This window comes from Flavobacterium sp. B183, assembly GCF_023539155.1.
GTDB classification, from domain to species: domain Bacteria; phylum Bacteroidota; class Bacteroidia; order Flavobacteriales; family Flavobacteriaceae; genus Flavobacterium; species Flavobacterium tructae.
In genome coordinates, this window is sequence record NZ_CP097434.1 from 3,609,914 (window position 1) to 3,626,782 (window position 16,869).

Consider the following 16,869-nt stretch of genomic DNA (forward strand, 5'->3'; position numbering starts at 1 on the left):
GCTCTATCCTCTTTCCTTCAAACTTTTTAATCGCAATGTAACTGCATTCTTGTGAGCTTGTAATCCTTCAGCTTCAGCCATAATTTCAATGGCGCTGCCAATTTTCTGAATTCCTTCCTTAGATATTTTCTGAAAAGTCATTGATTTTACAAAACTGTCCAGATTTACGCCGCTATAATTTTTGGCATAGCCGTTTGTTGGCAAAGTATGATTGGTTCCTGACGCATAGTCTCCCGCACTTTCAGGGGTGTAATTGCCAATAAACACAGAACCTGCGTTGATAATACCGTTACAGTAGAAATCATCGTATTGAGAGCAAATTATAAAATGTTCCGGTCCATACTCATTAATTAAATCTAAAGCGATTTGATCGTTTTCTACATAAATTAGCTTTGAATTTTCAATGGCTTTTTTAGCGATGGCTTTTCGGGGAAGTTCTTCAATTTGAATTTGGATCTCCTTTTCAACGGCTTCAATTAATCTTTTAGAAGTCGAAACCAGAATCACCTGACTGTCTGTTCCGTGTTCTGCCTGAGACAGTAAATCGGAGGCAACAAAGGCTGGTACAGCAGTGTCATCAGCTACGACCAGTAATTCTGAAGGTCCGGCAGGCATATCGATGGCTACTCCATATTGAGTTGCCAACTGTTTTGCCACAGTTACAAATTGATTTCCTGGTCCGAAAATTTTATAAACTTTAGGGATTGAGTTTGTTCCGAATGTCATTCCGGCAATCGCCTGAATTCCACCCACTTTTAATATTTTGGTTACACCACATAAATTAGCGGCATATTGGATTGCAGGGTTTATTTTTCCGGATTTATCAGGCGGAGAACATAGTACTATTTCTTTACAGCCTGCAATTCCGGCAGGAACAGCCAACATTAGAACGGTTGAAAACAAAGGTGCCGTTCCTCCGGGAATGTATAAACCAATTTTTTGAATAGGTCTCTTTTCCTGCCAACAGTTGACTCCTTCAGTTGTTTCAATTGAGATCTTATCTGTTTTTTGAGCACTGTGAAATTTATATATGTTTTCTTTTGCTAACTGAATAGCCGCTTTTAGTTCTTCTGAAATACTACTATTGGCTTCCTGAATCTCCTCAGCTGAAACTTCATAGTTTTCCAGAGCAATTCCGTCAAAAATAGAAGTGTATTTAGCAACAGCTTCATCCCCTTTTTTCTGTACTTCTTTAAAGATTTCTTTTACTGTAACTTCGATATCATCGATCGTTTTAGTTGGTCGTTTTAGTATTTCTGACCAGGTATCTGGTTTCGGATTGTTTATTTTATTCATTTTTTTTATGCTTTATGCTATAAGCTTTAAGCGGTAAGCCTTAGGCTGTATGCGGTTTAACTGTGGAATATTTTATTTAATTTTTTAGGCTTATAGCGTACTGCTTAAAGCCTAAAGCGTGCGAAGCACACTACAGAACCATTTTCTCAATTGGACACACTAAGATTCCTTCTGCTCCTTCCTCTTTTAATTTGTCAATTACATCCCAAAAGGTGTCCTTGTCAATTACCGAATGAACGCTGCTCCATCCTTCCTGTGCAAGTGGCAAAACGGTAAGGCTTCGAAGCACCGGCAGAATTTTTCCAATTGCTTCGATTTTATCATTAGGCACGTTCATTAGGATGTATTTGGAGTTTCTTGCTCTTAAAACGGACTGGATTCTGAATTTTAAAGTATCAATATGTTTTTGAATTTCGGGAGACACTTTTGGCGAAACTGCCAGAACAGCTTCACTTTTAAGAATTACTTCAACCTCTTTTAAATTGTTTTTGAATAAGGTGCTTCCGCTGGAAACAATATCAACAATGGCATCTGCAAGTCCGATATTAGGGGCAATTTCTACAGAACCCGAAATTTGGTGAATATCAACTGTCAGTCCGAAAGAATTAAAATACTCGTTAACAGTATTTGGATATGAGGTTGCAATACGCAAACCTGATAAATCCTGTATCGAATTGTATTCAAAGGTTTTAGGGACTGCAACAGAAACTTTACACTTAGAAAAACCCAGTTTTTGAATTACTTCGATTTGTCGGCCTTTCTCCACAAGTAAATTATCCCCAACGATAGCAAGATCTACCACTCCATCAATTAAATATTGCGGAATGTCTGAGTTTCGAAGGTATAAAACTTCTAAAGGAAAGTTGGAAGCTTCGGCTTTAAGCTGATCGTTTCCGTTGTTGATTGAAATACCACAATCTTTAAGAATTTGAATGCTGTCTTCGTTTAATCGACCTGATTTTTGAATTGCAATTTTTAATGTACTCATTTTTTTAGTTTTTTTGAATTAAATAGTCTGAGTACAAAGAAGTGGTATAAAAAAACCCGTTTGATGTACTCAAACGGGTTTTAAAATATGATGATTTACACGCATACCATTAACACATCGCCTGAGAGCAATAATGAAAATGATGATGATGTAATTGATTAGAAATCATGTCTTGTTTTATTTTTTAATTCTTTGATTCGGTTGCAAATATAGTAGTTATTTTCATAAAAAAGCATTTTTTATTTTAACTTAAAGGTATTTTATTGTTAAAAAAACTTTCAAGGCTTAGTTTTAAAGGCCTTTCAGAAGCTATAATAGTGCTTTTTTATTATGATCAAAGTATAGAATGACAGTGGTACCTACCCCTATTTCGCTTTCCATTTTAAACTTGATATGAAGTAATTCAGTTACCCTTTTTACGATGGAAAGTCCTAATCCGGTTCCTTTAATTTCGGGATGTTCTGTAGAATTGGATCTAAAAAATGGGCTAAAAATAGCGTCTAAATCTTGCTTTGCAATACCAATACCGTTATCCGAAATTCTGCAGATTGTCTTTTCATTCTCTTCGGAGAGCAGAACAGTTACCTCACCTCCACTGTGGGAATATTTAATAGCATTGGAAATTATATTTCTAAGTATCGTAATCACTAGAAAATTATCCGACTCAATATAATAATCCTGACGGGTATCAAATTTAATTTTGATTTGCTGATTGTTAATTCTTTCGGAGTTTAATCTGAAAACGTCTAAAATTACCCCATTTAGATAAACAGATTCGGTATTTATATTTTTCTTCTGATTTTCAAAACGAGCCATCAACAGCAGTTGATCTACAAGCATATTCAGATGGTCGACTTCTTTTATGCAATAGTTTATTTTATCTTCGTATTCTTTGTTATCACGAGGTTTACGGATTAGCACTTCAAGTGTTCCTTTAATAACGGTAAGAGGTGTTCTTAGTTCATGAGAAGCATCAGAGGTAAACTCTTTTTCGCGTTCAATTGCATGTTCAATTCGGTTTAAAAGATTGTTTATCGTTTTCGAAAGTGTATACAATTCATCCTTAGTTCTCGGCAATGCAATACGTGTCTTTAAATTGTCTTTGGTGATAATTTTTGAGGTATTAATGATTTCATTGATGGGTTTTATGCTTCGTCCCGCAAAGAATCTGGCTATAAAAAATAACAGGATCAAAATGCCTAAAAAAGAAAGCGACATGATATCAAACAGGTTGTTCAATACCATTTTAGAATCGGCCAGGGACATAGCAACAATCACATATCCAATTTTCTTCTCCTTAAGATGAAGCGGAACCTGAATTTGTCGGATCGCATGGTCTCCCATTTTGGTGTCAAAGAGTTCAAAATCTTCAACAGAATCATTAAATTTAAGGATTTGAGTTTTTAGATTCGGTGCTTTTTCAATGATTTTTTTATTCAGATCGAGGAACTCTACAAAAACGGGATTGACATCTACCGTGTTGTGCTCTCTTTCGTTCCATTCTTCTTCATCAATTAAAATTACTTTTCCCTTTACCTCTTTGATTTCCTGGAGGTGATTTTGAATTTCAACTTTTATTTTTTCATCGATATGACTGTAAACTGTGTGTTTTACAATAGAATAAATGACGGAGAAAACGGCTAAAATTAATAATCCCGTTGTAATGATGTAATTTAAAGCAATTCTGTTTTTAAAAGAAAGTTGTGTCATTTATAAATCGTTAGCGATATAACCGATACCGCGTATAGTTTTAATATAATCTTCTTCAATTTTTAAATTGAGCTTTTTTCGGATGGCATTCATAAAAACATCGATTACACCAGTGTCGTATTCGAAGTTTATTTCCCAAACATCTTTTAATATTTGATTTCGTGTGCAGACTTTTCCCTTGTTCTGAATAAGATATTTTAAGAGTTCGAATTCTCTCTGGGTTAGCGCAACTTCTTCATTGTTTTTTAGAACGATATGTTTTAACAAATCTATTTTGATAGTCCCCAAAGTCAAATCTTCTGATCCTTTTTGATTTCTAAAGTGTATTTTGATGCGCTCTACCAATTCCTCAAAGCTAAAAGGTTTTTTGATGTAGTCATTTGCTCCTGCTTTTAGGCCTTCTATCGTTTCCTGTACAGTATCTTTAGCGGTTAAAAAGATAATTGGCGTTTTCTGATCTTTAACCCTAATGGCTCTGCACAAATCTAATCCGTTAATTTTAGGAAGCATCCAGTCTAACAGAATCAAATCAAAGTGTTGGCTGTGGATCAGCTCAAAAGCTTTAGAGCCATCATTGGCTGTCGTAATCTGGTATCCTTCTTCCTGCAGACCTTGTTGCAAAAACTGAACAATACCTAACTCATCTTCAACGATTAGAATGTGCATTTTAATAGTGTAATTTTAGTTGAACTGTAATTATTTACCTTCAAAGATAAGACTTTTGAGGTCAGAAAGGACTTAATGCCATTAGAATAGCTGAAAATTATCCTGCTTAAGTAAACCTTAAGTTAACACTAAGTAAGGCAAAAGCATAACTTTATTCTGAATTAATTTAATGGGATTATTTTTGTTTGAAAAAGAAGTCAAAATAGGTACTATTCTCATATTTGACTATAAAAGAGACTACTCGCTGTTTATCCTTAAAAAAAGTATGTTATTTTTACTAATTTTACAATCTTAAGCAAACGAATAACTCTTTTAAATTAATAATTATCTGAACTTAAAAAGCTATTAATGTCCCTCTCAAAAAAGTTTTCCCCAATCTATAATCTGGCGATATTTTATTTTATCGTTAGTTTTCTGTTAAGAATTGTTTTGTTTTTTCATCCCATAACACAAAGTTCATTTACCATTATTCAGAGCTTAAAAATCTTTGTCCTTGGACTTGTTTCTGATTTTTTTGTTTTTGTTGTGGCAAGTGTTTTTTTATGGCTCTATCTGATTTTTATATCCAATTCTAAGTATAATAAACCTTCCGGTTATATAATTCTTGGGATTTTTGCAGTTCTCTTTATCTATGCAGCTTCCGGGAAAAGTATCTTTGACGAGTATGGAGGTGCTTTGCCAATGATCGTTATGATTTTCATCGGAATTAAGATGGCTCTCTTTGCTCTTTTATTGTTTCTGCCTAAGCTAAGGGATAAAATCAGATATTGGTTGTTTGCATTTGTAATTTTCCTGTATGTTTTACTTATTCTGCAAAATGGTTTAAGTGAATATTTCTTTTGGAATGAGTTTGGTGTGAAGTATAATTTTATTGCGGTAAATTATTTGATTTACACGACTGAAGTTATTGGAAATATTATGGAGTCCTATCCGGTAATTCCTTTGTTTTCTGTTTTATTTTTAGTGACCGGAATTGTGACTTACTTTATCCTTAAAAAATCCAGAAACTATATTGATCATATTCCAACTATAAGTGAAAAAATAAAAATTACTGCTATCTATCTTGGGGCATTTGCTGTTTCACTATTTGCGATTCCAACACTTGCAAAAACGGAAAATTCAAAGAATGTTTTTGTTAACGAGTTGCAGGCTAACGGTATATACAAATTTTACTTAGCATTTGAGAACAGTAAACTTGATTACTTTGATTTTTATAAAACGTTGCCTAATGAAGAGGCTTTCGCGATACTAAAACAACAGTTCGCTACTATTAACGGAAACAGTACTAAAAGAACGATCACCGGAGATTCGCTTGAAAATCATAAAAATGTGGTTCTGATTACTATTGAAAGTTATAGTGCCGATTTTATGAAGATGTATGGAAATGAAGAAAACATTACTCCTTTCTTAGACAGTTTGGCTCAAAAGAGTCTTCTTTTTACCAATTTGTATGCTACCGGAAACAGAACAGTTCGCGGACTGGAAGCGGTTACTTTATGTTTGCCTCCAACTGCCGGTGAAAGTGTCGTAAAAAGAGAAGACAATAAAAATAAATTTTCTACCGGAGCTATTTTTAAGCAAAAGGGATATAAGGTGAAATATTTGTATGGCGGAGATGCTTTCTTTGATAATATGCAGGATTTCTTTTCCGGAAATGGTTATGAAATTGTAGACAAGTCAAGTTTTGCACCTGAAGAAATTACTTTCTCCAATGTTTGGGGTGTTTGTGATGAAGATATGTACAATAAAGCGATAAAGGTTATGAATGCTGAGGAAAAGGAAAACAGACCTTTCTTTAATCACATTATGACGGTGAGTAACCACAGACCTTTTACGTATCCAAATAATAAAATTGATATTCCGGGTGATGCAAAATCTCGTGAAGGCGGTGTAAAATATACAGATTATTCGTTGAAAAGATTCTTTGCAATGGCAAGCAAACAATCTTGGTTTAAAAATACCATTTTTGTAATTGTAGCCGACCATTGTGCCTCAAGTGCGGGAAAAACTGAGCTTCCCTTAGATAAGTATAGAATTCCAGGGTTTATTTACGATCCGAATGGAAAACCTCAAAAATACAATCAGTTAATGTCGCAAATAGATGTTATGCCAACACTCTTTGGATTATTAAACTTTAATTACGAAAGTAAGTTTTTTGGTCAGGATGTTTTAAAATCGGATTATAAACCCAGAGCTTTTATTGCTACTTATCAGGACATGGGGCTAATAAAAGACAATGTTCTGACGATTTTGTCGCCTAAGCAGCAGGTAAAACAGTTTAATGTGCAAATTAACCCGAAACCCGGTATTGCTCCTGAGTTTCAAATTGATTACAACGAAACTCCGATGAAAACAGAGAGAGCTGATCTGGTAAAAGAAACCATTTCTTTTTATCAAACAGCTTCCTATATGCTTAAAGAGAAGAAGTATCAGCGTTAGTTTTCAGTCTCAGTCGCAGTATTCAGTCGTGCTCACAGTTGAATACTGCTTACTATTGCGGTATTGATCGCGGATGAAGTCTAAAATAAAATTAAGTAAAAATATTACAAAAAAACAGCCTCAGATTCATTAGAATTTGAGGCTGTTCTCATTATAATAATTAGCTATAATCTGTAAACTAAACACAGTACAGAGACTGAGACTGAATACTTATATAGTAAACTATTTAATCATTCTGATTTTTCATTCCGAATAAGTTTCCTTGTTGAAATAATCTGGCATCATCTTTTAAGGCTTGATTATTTCTTTGTGTCAGCTCAAATGCATCTAAATCACTTAAATCCGGTTTTCCTGCATTTACCCATGCTGTGTACCAAAAACTTGCTGTTGCTGCAATGGCTTTCTTCATTTGATTCTCCACCATTCCGTTTAGTTCTTTGTGCAGTTTTTTAGCATATTCGTCAGAGAAAATAGCTGTATTGTATTTACTCTTTAGTACTTTTCCATCAGCATCCATTTTAAAAGTCTCATTTTCCGGAGTTGTTGTTCTTAGCTTTTTATCTACATCCAGCAAAGGCTGTACTAAACTGTGAGTATCATTAATCATATCCCAGGTTGCTTTGTGAACATCCTCATAGTACTGTGCTTGCGGAACGTTTAGTCTGTAGTTTTTAACAAACAATTCCGGAAGTCTGCTTTCCCAAAGGGAATGAATTCCTTTTTGATCGCTTAATTGTCCGTCATGATTTGAAGAGGTATGCAATGGCATGTGTGCATCACCAACGTAATGACCTAAATCTGCGGCTAAAAATAAGATTTCAGCTCTGTTCTTCTCTTTAAAAGCTTTCGTTAATTTTACCATCATCTCTTCGATATACCAAGGTAGAATTCCGTTCTCGTTTAAGAATTTGGCATCGTATTTTTGCTTTGCTGCTTCTAAAGTCTGTGGGAAATCTACTGGGTTACCAAAACTCTCCATGTCAAAATAATGTCTTGGATTTTCGTCTTTATAATTTAAGGCATATTTTCTAATGTCCGGTACAGAAGCTTCCTGTGTAATAAAATCTATATGATTATAGAAGAATACCTGAAGCGGGTGTGGCAAAGCCATAACTGCGGCTTTATTAATACGTTCGTGACCAACCATCCCCCAGGATAATGTCAAAAAACCAATTGCTAATGCGAATAATGCAATTAGTCTTGGTTTCATTTTTAAGTTTTTCATTTTTATTTTTGTTAGAGGTGCAAATTTATTTTATTTATGTACATTTCAAAGGGAATAATCGTAAAGATTGCAAAATTTAGCTTCATTTATTTTTTTTGAATCAGAAGTAATTGAAATTCAAATTAAAAGTTTCTTCGTAAATTCGCTACCTTTTATCTAAATCTAAAAATATGCGCCTCATTTCTATAGGAATTCTTTTCCTGCTCTTCACTTCCAGCGGTTTTGCACAAGAAGATATTGTCGAATTGAAAAATGTTCAGGATACGATTCTGAATACCAAAAGAACATTACAGGTAGCGGATCCTTTCAATTCAGTGAAAACGATGCAGCAATTGTTTCCGGGTAAACTATATAATCTCTCCGACCATAATACTTTTATAAGCTGGAAATGCAGCAATTGCAAACCTGCCGCCTACATTGATGTCAATGGTGTCGAAGGCGATCAGTTGTTTCCTTATGAAAATGGCGTTGCAACCAGGGTTTTGGGCACTCTTGATTATACAGATTCTAAAGGGAATCAGTTTAAATTGCTGCTTTTTAATCATTCTTTTTACGATGAAGACGGGTTGCAGACCGGAAGATTTTCCGGCGGACTCGTTGGCGTTGCCAAGTTTGCTAAAAACAACCAAACCTGGCAAATCAGATCTTTTCAACCTGCTATTGCGGCGTTTGGCTCTTTTGCTCAGGCACCTTCACCAAAATTGGTAGAAATTGGAGAAGATCAGTACGCCTTTACCCTCACCCATGTAAATGGTGGTGCGGGCGGTCCATTTGAAGGGATTCTCTACCTGATTGCCGGATTTGACGGAAGGTACCAGCCTATTTTAGAGTCTTACAATTACAAACTCACCAATGTGGCGAGCGTAGAATGGTCCGGTTCTTACACCGTCGTAAAGGATACAAACAAAAAACACTTTAGGGATATTATCGTTAAAACAAACGGCTCCTTTAGTAAAGCTGCCCAGGCTAATGATGAATTTGAAGTCGTTTTACCCGATGAAATTGCTGCAATGGCCAAAACTAAAAAGAAATTTAATTTCGAGATCGAAAGACGTTTTTCGTTTAAAGGAAAACAGTATAAACTGATTGATAAACCTGTTGTTAGATTCTCGAATGTGAAATAGCTATTTCTCTTTAGTGGAAAAATAGTATCGATACAAGCCCCAGAACTGCAATAAATATCCAAAGAACAACTCCTTGTAGTAAAGGTTTAGCGCCAACTGATTTTAAAGTATTAACACTTAAAGTAGCTCCTATCAGGAATAAAGTTATCGTAAGGCCAATTTTGGCAATCGAAACAATATGTGGTGCTATAACAGCCGTTTGTGGCACATAAGTATTGAAAAGCATGGCGAGAATGAATAAACCTATGAAATACGGAATCTTGATTTTAGAGTTTTTATTCTTAAAAAGCACAGCGGTTAAGAGAGAGAGCGGTATAATCCATAAGGCTCTGGCCAATTTCACCGTAGTTGCAATCTGAAGTGCTTCAGCACCATATTTGTTGGCAGCACCTACTACAGAACTGGTGTCGTGAATCGATATGGCACACCATAATCCAAAGTCTTTCTGCGATAAGTCGAGTTGATGTCCAATAAAGGGGAAAACAAACAATGCTACGGAGTTTAGAATAAAAATAACTCCCAGAGCGATTGAGGTCTGATTTTCATTAGATTTAATAACCGGTGCAATGGCTGCAATGGCGCTTCCTCCGCAAATAGCTGTTCCACAAGAAATTAAATGAGAGGTTTTCTTCTCGGTTTTCAACCATTTCCCTAAGAAAGTTCCCAAAATTAAAGTACTGAAAATGGATAATATAGTAAGTAAGAATCCTTCTTTTCCGGCAGAGAGCGCTGCAGTTGCATTCATTCCGAAGCCTAAACCTATCACTGAAAATTGAAGTAAATAAGTAATCGCTACCGCATTGAACTTTTCAAATGGATTCCCGAAGACATTTACCAGAATTACTCCTAATAGTAAAGCAATTGGAGGTGAAATGATTGAAAATAGGCATAGAACAATTATGAAAGCAAAAATTGCCTGTTGCGTATAAGGATTAATTTCAAAAAAATGTACCGATGTTTGTTGTTTCGTTTTCAAAATAAGTAATTTGATATTTCTTGTACAAAGGTCTATCGTTTATATCAAAATTACCAATCGTAAAACGCAATAGGCTATAACTCTAGGTTATAATAAGCAGACAAATTTTGGATAAAAAGCTCGGTTAATGCATTTGGTTTACCTAGTAAAGTAATGATGTAGAAGTAGCGTTCAACAGACAAATTAGCGACATCAAGTATCATTAATTCATTGTTTTTAAGCTCCTTATCTACTGCATGTATGGACATAAAAGCCAGGCAATCCGAATTTAGAAGATATGATTTAATGCTTTCGGTACTTCCTAACTGCATTTCGATTTGTAGATCACTTATTTTTACCCCAACTTGCTTCAAAGAGTATTCTATAACTTCAAGTGTTCCAGATCCACGCTCACGGGTAATGAATTTCATCGATTTTAAATCTTCCAGTGAAATTTCATTTTGTTTGATCAGCGGATTTTTGGTATTGCACACCAGCACCAGTTCATCTTTTAAAAACGGAGTATATTTAATCGATTGGTTTTTGGATTGTCCTTCGACAATTCCGATTTCGATTTCTTTATTAATTAAGGCATTCTCAATTTGTTCTGTATTTCCGTTGAGCAAATTGACTTTAATGTCTTTTTGTTTTTGATGAAAACGTGCTAATACCGGTGAAATAATGTACTGAGAAATCGTTGTGCTCGCTCCCAACCTCAGTAATCCTTGACGATCGTTAATAAAACTGCTCATATCGAAATCTATTTCGCGATATATTTCAAAGATGTTTTTGGTGTGTTTTAGCAGAATTTCTCCTGCCGGAGTTAAAGCGATTTTGGAACCGTTTCGTTCGAAAAGCTTGGTTTTATAAGTTTCTTCAAGCTCCTGAATGTGTTTGGAAACCGCTGGCTGTGAAATATATAATTCAGTTGCCGCTTTAGTAAAGTTAAGACGGAGTGCAACGGTGTAGAATACTTTTAGCCTGAAATCCATTGTATTACTTAGTTTTGTTTCATGTTTAAAGTTTCAAGTTACGCAAAAAAAAGTTTTTTTTGTGCTACGAAACTTTTTTACTATTTAAAGTAATCCATTGTATTTACGGATAAACCATTCTACGGTCAATACCAAAGCAATTAAAATCAACAGCCAAACCCAATCAATTAAAGGTGTTTTGGTGGAAATATTTTTTTCGATCGATTTGTATTCTTTATTCTCTAAAAGCTGTTGAATTAAATCATCTGACTGATTTTCAAAGAAAGCTTTTCCGTTGGTTTGTAGGGCTAATTGCTTTAATTTCTGAACATCCGGATTTACAAATTGCTTTTCTATATCAAAATCTAAAATTTCAAAGTGACCTGAATAAGAAGTATTGGTGTTCAATTCTTTTACTGTGAAATTGTACTTTCCGGTGGCCAATCCATCCAGATTTACCGAAAAAGAGTTGTTTCCTTTTAGTAAGTCATAGTTTTTTACCTGTTTGGTTGCTGCATTTGTTACGGTAATTGTAAGTCTTGCTTTTTCATCAAACTCATAGTTTTTATTAAAGTACTGCGCATTGATGACAATAGCCTCACCGGAATTGTAGAAGCTTTCGTGTGTAACTACCAAAGATTTTTTGGAAGTAGTTGAAGCGAGATACTGAATAACCTTATCTATAAAAACGTCATACTTCTCAAAAGACTGATTGTCAATATGGCTTTGTAAACGCCATTTCCAGCTGTTTTCTCCTAAAAGAAAAGCAGTCCTTTTTGCCTGATTCTCTGTAAAGGCTAGTAATGGTGCATTTGTCGAAACATTTCTAATTTTTGAAGAAAGCAGTACCGATACATTTCCATTAGTGGTTACCGTTCCAAATAAATTTTGCAGTGGCGGAAAATTTTCAAAACCTATATTATCTACAGCAAACAGATTAAACTGCGATTCAAATTCTGCCAGATAATCTTCTCTCTGACCACTCATTTTAAATACCAGATTTTTTTGCTGCTGATTCAAATAATTAAAGTCAGTGTTGTTACCGGTGATGATAAAAGTGTTTACTCCGGCAAGCTTATTGTTATCAAAAATGGCCTTGAATGCTGTCGTTGGCTGGTATAAAACCAAAACAGAAGCTTCTTGCAGCTGATTGATATCGTTTGGCTTAACCAGGATCACTTTACGCTGTGCATTGGTTTCAATCGAACGTTTTAACGCTGCAATATCGGGATGGTTTATAGCAGAAACGATTGCAATCGTTGACTTTTGATCAATGATTTCGACAGCAAAATTTTTGATATTATTGTAGCTGTTTTTCTCTTTGATATTGGAAGAAACTGCCGCTTTAAAAATTTGTAAGCCTACTTTATCAGCTGGTAAAAGCAAGTTTAAGGTTGCTGTCTTTTTAGAAGGAGAAAAAGAGACTTTTTCTTTAGCAACTACCTTACCTCCTTGTGATATGGTAAAATCAGCATTCGTGGCTTTGTCTCCTGCGTATTGAAGAAATACTTCTACCGGAAATTTATTCTTGTGAAAAGCGTATTTGTTTACGTTAAGCTGATTGATTTTAAGATCTAAAAAAGTGGTTGTATCTCCCACAACCAAAGGATAAACTTTATTGACAGGATCAAAACGATAGACATAATCGTTTCCTGTAGTCTGATTCCCATCAGTTATAATTACAGTTGGAAAAATCAGGTTTTTATTGATGCTTTTTAGATTTTTGGCAACTTCGTCAAGATTGGTTTGTTTTCCTTTGAAATCAAACTTCTCCGAAGGTTTAAAATCGGCATCAAACTGGTAGGACTGAATTTCGAATTTATCCCGAAGTGCAGGATTCGACATCAATTTTTGATGCAATTCTATTACTTTTTTATTTGAATTTAAAGCGGTAATAGAACTTGAATTGTCTACAGCAATCGCAAGCGGAGTTTTAGTAACTTCCAGTGTATTTTTGGTCATTATTGGGTTTATCAGTAAAAGCAATAATCCAAAAATGGCTAAAAAACGTAAAAAAGCCAAAAACCAAATCACATTGGATTTGTTTTTGGCTTTAAAAAAATATTGAAAATACGACAAACCAACTGCGATTACTAAAGAAAGTAATATTAATAGAATCGTGTTTGTAGTCATATATTATTTTGTTTATGGTTTAGAGTTTTTTGTTTATAGTTTATGGCTGCAGAACAATAAACAACAAACCATCAACAATCAACTTATTAGGTAAGCATTCCTCCGCAAACATTAAGTACTTGTCCGGTAACATACGCACTTAAGTCTGAAGCTAAGAAAAGACAAGCGTTAGCAACATCTTCTGCGCTTCCTCCTCTTTTTAACGGAATTCCTTCTCTCCATCCTTTTACTACATCTTCGTTTAATTTTGCAGTCATTTCAGTTTCAATAAAACCAGGCGCGATTGCATTGCAACGAATGTTACGTGAACCTAACTCTAATGCTACAGATTTAGTAAAACCAATTGCACCAGCTTTTGAAGCGGCATAGTTAGTTTGTCCTGCATTTCCTGAAACTCCTACTACTGAACTGATATTTATGATAGATCCTGAACGTTGTTTCAAAAAGGTTTTTTGAATTGCTTTTGTCATATTAAAGACAGATTTCAGGTTGACATCAATAACCTGATCAAAATCTGCTTCAGACATACGCATTAACAGGTTGTCTTTTGTAATTCCGGCATTGTTAATTAAGATATCTACGGTTCCGAAATCAGCTAAAACTGCATCAACAAAAGTTTGTGCTTCATTAAAATCGGCAGCATTTGATTGGTATCCTTTTGCTTTAATTCCTAAACCGTTTAATTCAGCTTCTAAAGCTTCTGCAGAAGCTACAGATGAGCTGTATGTAAAAGCAACGTTTGCGCCATGTTTAGCAAAAACTTCAGCAATTCCTCTTCCAATTCCACGACTAGCGCCTGTAATAATGGCAACTTTTCCTTCTAGTAATTTCATATTCAAAATTAATGTTAATATTATTTCCAGCTAACCAGCTATTTACTTTCTCTTGAAAAAAATGAGTAAAAAAACAGTGCTGTGAATGACTTGTCAAATATATGATAATTCTTTTTTTAAAAAAATAACAATCGCAATTCATTTCGGAGCTAAATAATCGATCAGAATTTCTTATACTTTTTTAACTGTTAAAAATAGAAAGGGCAATTCTAAAGTGAATTGCCCCCTACTCAAAATAATAAAATAAAAATAAAACTAAAATTTATTGGAAAGCCCAAGTTGTCATTCTAAATGGACTTGAAGCGGACGTAAAGGTAAATACGGTATTAGTAGCGCCTACTGTAAAATTTTCTTTCTTAAAGTATAAACCTGCCGGATTCATGAGCTGATCATCCATAGCCTTTAAGTTTGCAGGTGCAGGAATAGGAAGTGCACTGGCAAAAGTAGCTCCGGAAGTCCATTTAGGTGTAGGCGTTAAGATGATGACTTTTTTTGTTTCATCTACTGATAATGTAAAGAAATGGTATACTCTTGTTAATACACCTGCTGCGTTTGAAAATCTGTATTCAACATAGCTTCCGTTAGGAGTGTTAAACCACGGCTGTACTCTTAATAATGTTGTGCCAGCCGGCATAGAAGCTTCAATATCTTTGAATAATGAAAGGAATAATGTTGAGTTTGTTGAGGCAGCTGTTAATATTGACCTGTCATGACCATATACTACGTTCGCATTTGCAGGCAATAGTATCTTGTAATCATCTGTTAGCAATAGAGGTTTGTTCGTGAACTTAATGGTTGCTGCCACTCCACCTGTTCCGGTTGCGGTGAAACTCTTGCTTATAGGGTCAAAAATATAATTGGCAAGTTTTTGACCTTTAACTTCTAAAGGAAGTTTTGAAAAAGCACCTGTCGGATTAAATGAAAAAGCAAAATCATAACTTTCTTTAACAGCAGGGTCTAAAGAAGATCCAGTCGCAAAACGAGCTTGGGCGTTATAATCAAATTGATAGTCTTTAGTTGTTGTTCCGTCATTTATCTGCAATAATCGGAATAGTGGGCTTGATGCGTCGCCAGCTAAACCATTAATGACAGGTACATTTTTAGGCAAATCAGTCCAGTCCTGAGCCGTTGCTTTTGCAAAACGGAGAAAATGTCCATTCCTGTTAGTTTTAAAAATAATATCCCCATTTTTTTGTCCATAATAATAGAACTGAAAATCTCCTAAATATCCTTTTGCATAAAGTGCTGTTGTAGGAGAGTTTGCGGCATCTGACAAAAGATGTATTCTATTTTTTGTAGTAAAGACTAAACTTACAGTGCTTCCTGTTTGTATATTGTACTGACTTCTGTAAGTTCCTGTATCACTAAAGTCAGATGCCATATCTACATTTCCTTGTGGTAAAAATTTAAACAAGTGGGTCCAACCTCCAAGTTGTGTACTATCGGTATAATAAACCGCTTTCCATCCTTCAGAAGAAGAAAGTAACAAATCATTCAATTCTTTTTGACGACCGCTTAGCCGATCCGTTGCATTTTCATCAAATTTTGCCTCTACTTCCGGGCTCGAACATGACCCTAATAGCAAAGCTGCAATAGAAATCATTAAATAGTTATATATAAATTTTGCTTTCATAATATTGATTTTTTATAAAAATTTAATATTCTTAATTGTTTATTATGGCATCTGTATTTTTTTGTGCCTCATCTCTTAAAGCATAAAAATCGATGTTAAAAGCACTTTTATAATAATTCACCACAATTGCCTCCTTGGCTTTAATACTCGCTCTACCGGTTGCGCTTGCACCTGCTAATATGGCATCGTACTCCGCTTTTGAGCTTGTTAAGATTGTTGAAGCTGTTTCGGCAAAATCTTCGATAATATTCAATCGTGCATAACTTGTGATGAAACCTAGGTTTCTTGAAGTAGCAGTGGCTTCTGTATACCACGATGTTGTGTATCCACCTGGAGTTAACTTATACCACGCCTGCTGATCGAAAGGTTTTGTCTGATTTAGAATATGTACATACTCGTGCTGAATGGTATGAATAAATTCTGTTACATCTGCTCTGCTTTTTTTATTTAGATTGTCTACCTCAAAGAGCGTTATCTTTTGCCCCGCCTCTGCAAGTCCTAATGTCCTTGTTCCATTTGTATTTAAATTTATACCTCCAACAAGTACAAATTCTCTTGGGGCAAGTTTTTTAACAAAATCAGCTCCTCCAAGAGTAGAATAACTATCAATCCAGATTTTTTTTACAACCTCCATCGCCGGCTGAACTTTAGTTACATCTGGTGGGTACAGATACCTATTGTTGTCTACTAAATTTTGATTCCACAAATAATATACATTAATATTATAGGGGTCTAAAAAATTAGTACCAATCCATTTATCTAAATCTGTTTTTACAGGAATTGAATAATCAAACTGACTTTCTTTCGGCTGATTTTCATGAGCACAGGAAGCAAGAAGCAAAACTCCCGCAATTAGTACCGTTTTATATGTTTTGAATATTTTCATACTACTTTCT

13 protein-coding genes are annotated in these 16,869 nt (G+C 34.8%); 2 read left to right on the forward strand and 11 right to left on the reverse strand.

Annotated elements, in window-relative coordinates; translation table 11 throughout:
* Positions 1–3: 3 nt before the first annotated feature.
* The 4 genes from hisD to M4I44_RS15375 all read right to left on the reverse strand — a co-directional run bounded on the left by hisD (position 4) and on the right by M4I44_RS15375 (position 4,660).
* Entirely contained in the window at positions 4–1,296 is a 1,293-nt protein-coding gene (gene hisD, locus M4I44_RS15360; RefSeq protein ID WP_249965256.1) for a histidinol dehydrogenase, read from the reverse strand.
* A 130-nt stretch (positions 1,297–1,426) separates the two neighbouring features.
* Positions 1,427–2,284: an ATP phosphoribosyltransferase gene (gene hisG, locus M4I44_RS15365; RefSeq protein ID WP_249965257.1), complete on the reverse strand. Its 858-nt coding sequence runs from the start codon at positions 2,282–2,284 to the stop codon at positions 1,427–1,429.
* A 309-nt stretch (positions 2,285–2,593) separates the two neighbouring features.
* Positions 2,594–3,994 (reverse strand): HAMP domain-containing sensor histidine kinase, encoded by a 1,401-nt coding sequence (locus tag M4I44_RS15370; RefSeq protein ID WP_017497492.1) that lies wholly within the window; start codon positions 3,992–3,994, stop codon positions 2,594–2,596.
* Positions 3,995–4,660, reverse strand: coding sequence for a response regulator transcription factor (locus M4I44_RS15375; protein ID WP_017497493.1), 666 nt, complete (start codon positions 4,658–4,660; stop codon positions 3,995–3,997).
* 348 nt (positions 4,661–5,008) lie between these two features.
* Between M4I44_RS15375 and M4I44_RS15380 the strand changes: the two genes are divergently transcribed.
* Complete coding sequence (locus tag M4I44_RS15380; RefSeq protein ID WP_249965258.1) at positions 5,009–7,099, forward strand: LTA synthase family protein; 2,091 nt, start codon at positions 5,009–5,011, stop codon at positions 7,097–7,099.
* Positions 7,100–7,325: 226 nt separating this feature from the next.
* On the opposite strand, the gene M4I44_RS15385 is transcribed toward M4I44_RS15380, so the two are convergent.
* Positions 7,326–8,324 (reverse strand): zinc dependent phospholipase C family protein, encoded by a 999-nt coding sequence (locus tag M4I44_RS15385; RefSeq protein WP_249965259.1) that lies wholly within the window; start codon positions 8,322–8,324, stop codon positions 7,326–7,328.
* 170 nt (positions 8,325–8,494) lie between these two features.
* Here M4I44_RS15385 and M4I44_RS15390 point away from each other — a divergent pair, with 170 nt between their 5' ends.
* Positions 8,495–9,448 (forward strand): glycoside hydrolase family 68 protein, encoded by a 954-nt coding sequence (locus M4I44_RS15390; protein ID WP_249965260.1) that lies wholly within the window; start codon positions 8,495–8,497, stop codon positions 9,446–9,448.
* Between the two features lie 10 nt (positions 9,449–9,458).
* On the opposite strand, the gene M4I44_RS15395 is transcribed toward M4I44_RS15390, so the two are convergent.
* The 6 genes from M4I44_RS15395 to M4I44_RS15420 form a co-directional block, all read right to left on the reverse strand.
* Positions 9,459–10,424: a YeiH family protein gene (locus M4I44_RS15395; RefSeq protein ID WP_249965261.1), complete on the reverse strand. Its 966-nt coding sequence runs from the start codon at positions 10,422–10,424 to the stop codon at positions 9,459–9,461.
* A gap of 74 nt (positions 10,425–10,498) precedes the next feature.
* Positions 10,499–11,395 (reverse strand): LysR family transcriptional regulator, encoded by an 897-nt coding sequence (locus M4I44_RS15400; RefSeq protein WP_249965262.1) that lies wholly within the window; start codon positions 11,393–11,395, stop codon positions 10,499–10,501.
* A gap of 84 nt (positions 11,396–11,479) precedes the next feature.
* Positions 11,480–13,507: a hypothetical protein gene (locus tag M4I44_RS15405; RefSeq protein ID WP_249965263.1), complete on the reverse strand. Its 2,028-nt coding sequence runs from the start codon at positions 13,505–13,507 to the stop codon at positions 11,480–11,482.
* A gap of 86 nt (positions 13,508–13,593) precedes the next feature.
* Positions 13,594–14,340, reverse strand: a complete 747-nt coding sequence (fabG, locus tag M4I44_RS15410) for a 3-oxoacyl-[acyl-carrier-protein] reductase (RefSeq protein ID WP_017497500.1) — start codon at positions 14,338–14,340, stop codon at positions 13,594–13,596.
* Between the two features lie 262 nt (positions 14,341–14,602).
* Entirely contained in the window at positions 14,603–15,973 is a 1,371-nt protein-coding gene (locus M4I44_RS15415; RefSeq protein WP_249965264.1) for a DUF4302 domain-containing protein, read from the reverse strand.
* A gap of 31 nt (positions 15,974–16,004) precedes the next feature.
* Entirely contained in the window at positions 16,005–16,859 is an 855-nt protein-coding gene (locus M4I44_RS15420) for a putative zinc-binding metallopeptidase (protein WP_249965265.1), read from the reverse strand.
* Positions 16,860–16,869: the final 10 nt, after the last annotated feature.

What these genes read in the sequence shown, in the direction of transcription:
- hisD (WP_249965256.1), bottom strand. Translation starts at nt 1,296, where the DNA reads ATGAATAAAATAAACAATCCGAAACCAGATACCTGGTCAGAAATACTA.
- hisG (WP_249965257.1), bottom strand. Translation starts at nt 2,284, where the DNA reads ATGAGTACATTAAAAATTGCAATTCAAAAATCAGGTCGATTAAACGAA.
- M4I44_RS15370 (WP_017497492.1), bottom strand. Translation starts at nt 3,994, where the DNA reads ATGACACAACTTTCTTTTAAAAACAGAATTGCTTTAAATTACATCATT.
- M4I44_RS15375 (WP_017497493.1), bottom strand. Translation starts at nt 4,660, where the DNA reads ATGCACATTCTAATCGTTGAAGATGAGTTAGGTATTGTTCAGTTTTTG.
- M4I44_RS15380 (WP_249965258.1), top strand. Translation starts at nt 5,009, where the DNA reads ATGTCCCTCTCAAAAAAGTTTTCCCCAATCTATAATCTGGCGATATTT.
- M4I44_RS15385 (WP_249965259.1), bottom strand. Translation starts at nt 8,324, where the DNA reads ATGAAAAACTTAAAAATGAAACCAAGACTAATTGCATTATTCGCATTA.
- M4I44_RS15390 (WP_249965260.1), top strand. Translation starts at nt 8,495, where the DNA reads ATGCGCCTCATTTCTATAGGAATTCTTTTCCTGCTCTTCACTTCCAGC.
- M4I44_RS15400 (WP_249965262.1), bottom strand. Translation starts at nt 11,395, where the DNA reads ATGGATTTCAGGCTAAAAGTATTCTACACCGTTGCACTCCGTCTTAAC.
- M4I44_RS15405 (WP_249965263.1), bottom strand. Translation starts at nt 13,507, where the DNA reads ATGACTACAAACACGATTCTATTAATATTACTTTCTTTAGTAATCGCA.
- fabG (WP_017497500.1), bottom strand. Translation starts at nt 14,340, where the DNA reads ATGAAATTACTAGAAGGAAAAGTTGCCATTATTACAGGCGCTAGTCGT.
- M4I44_RS15415 (WP_249965264.1), bottom strand. Translation starts at nt 15,973, where the DNA reads ATGAAAGCAAAATTTATATATAACTATTTAATGATTTCTATTGCAGCT.
- M4I44_RS15420 (WP_249965265.1), bottom strand. Translation starts at nt 16,859, where the DNA reads ATGAAAATATTCAAAACATATAAAACGGTACTAATTGCGGGAGTTTTG.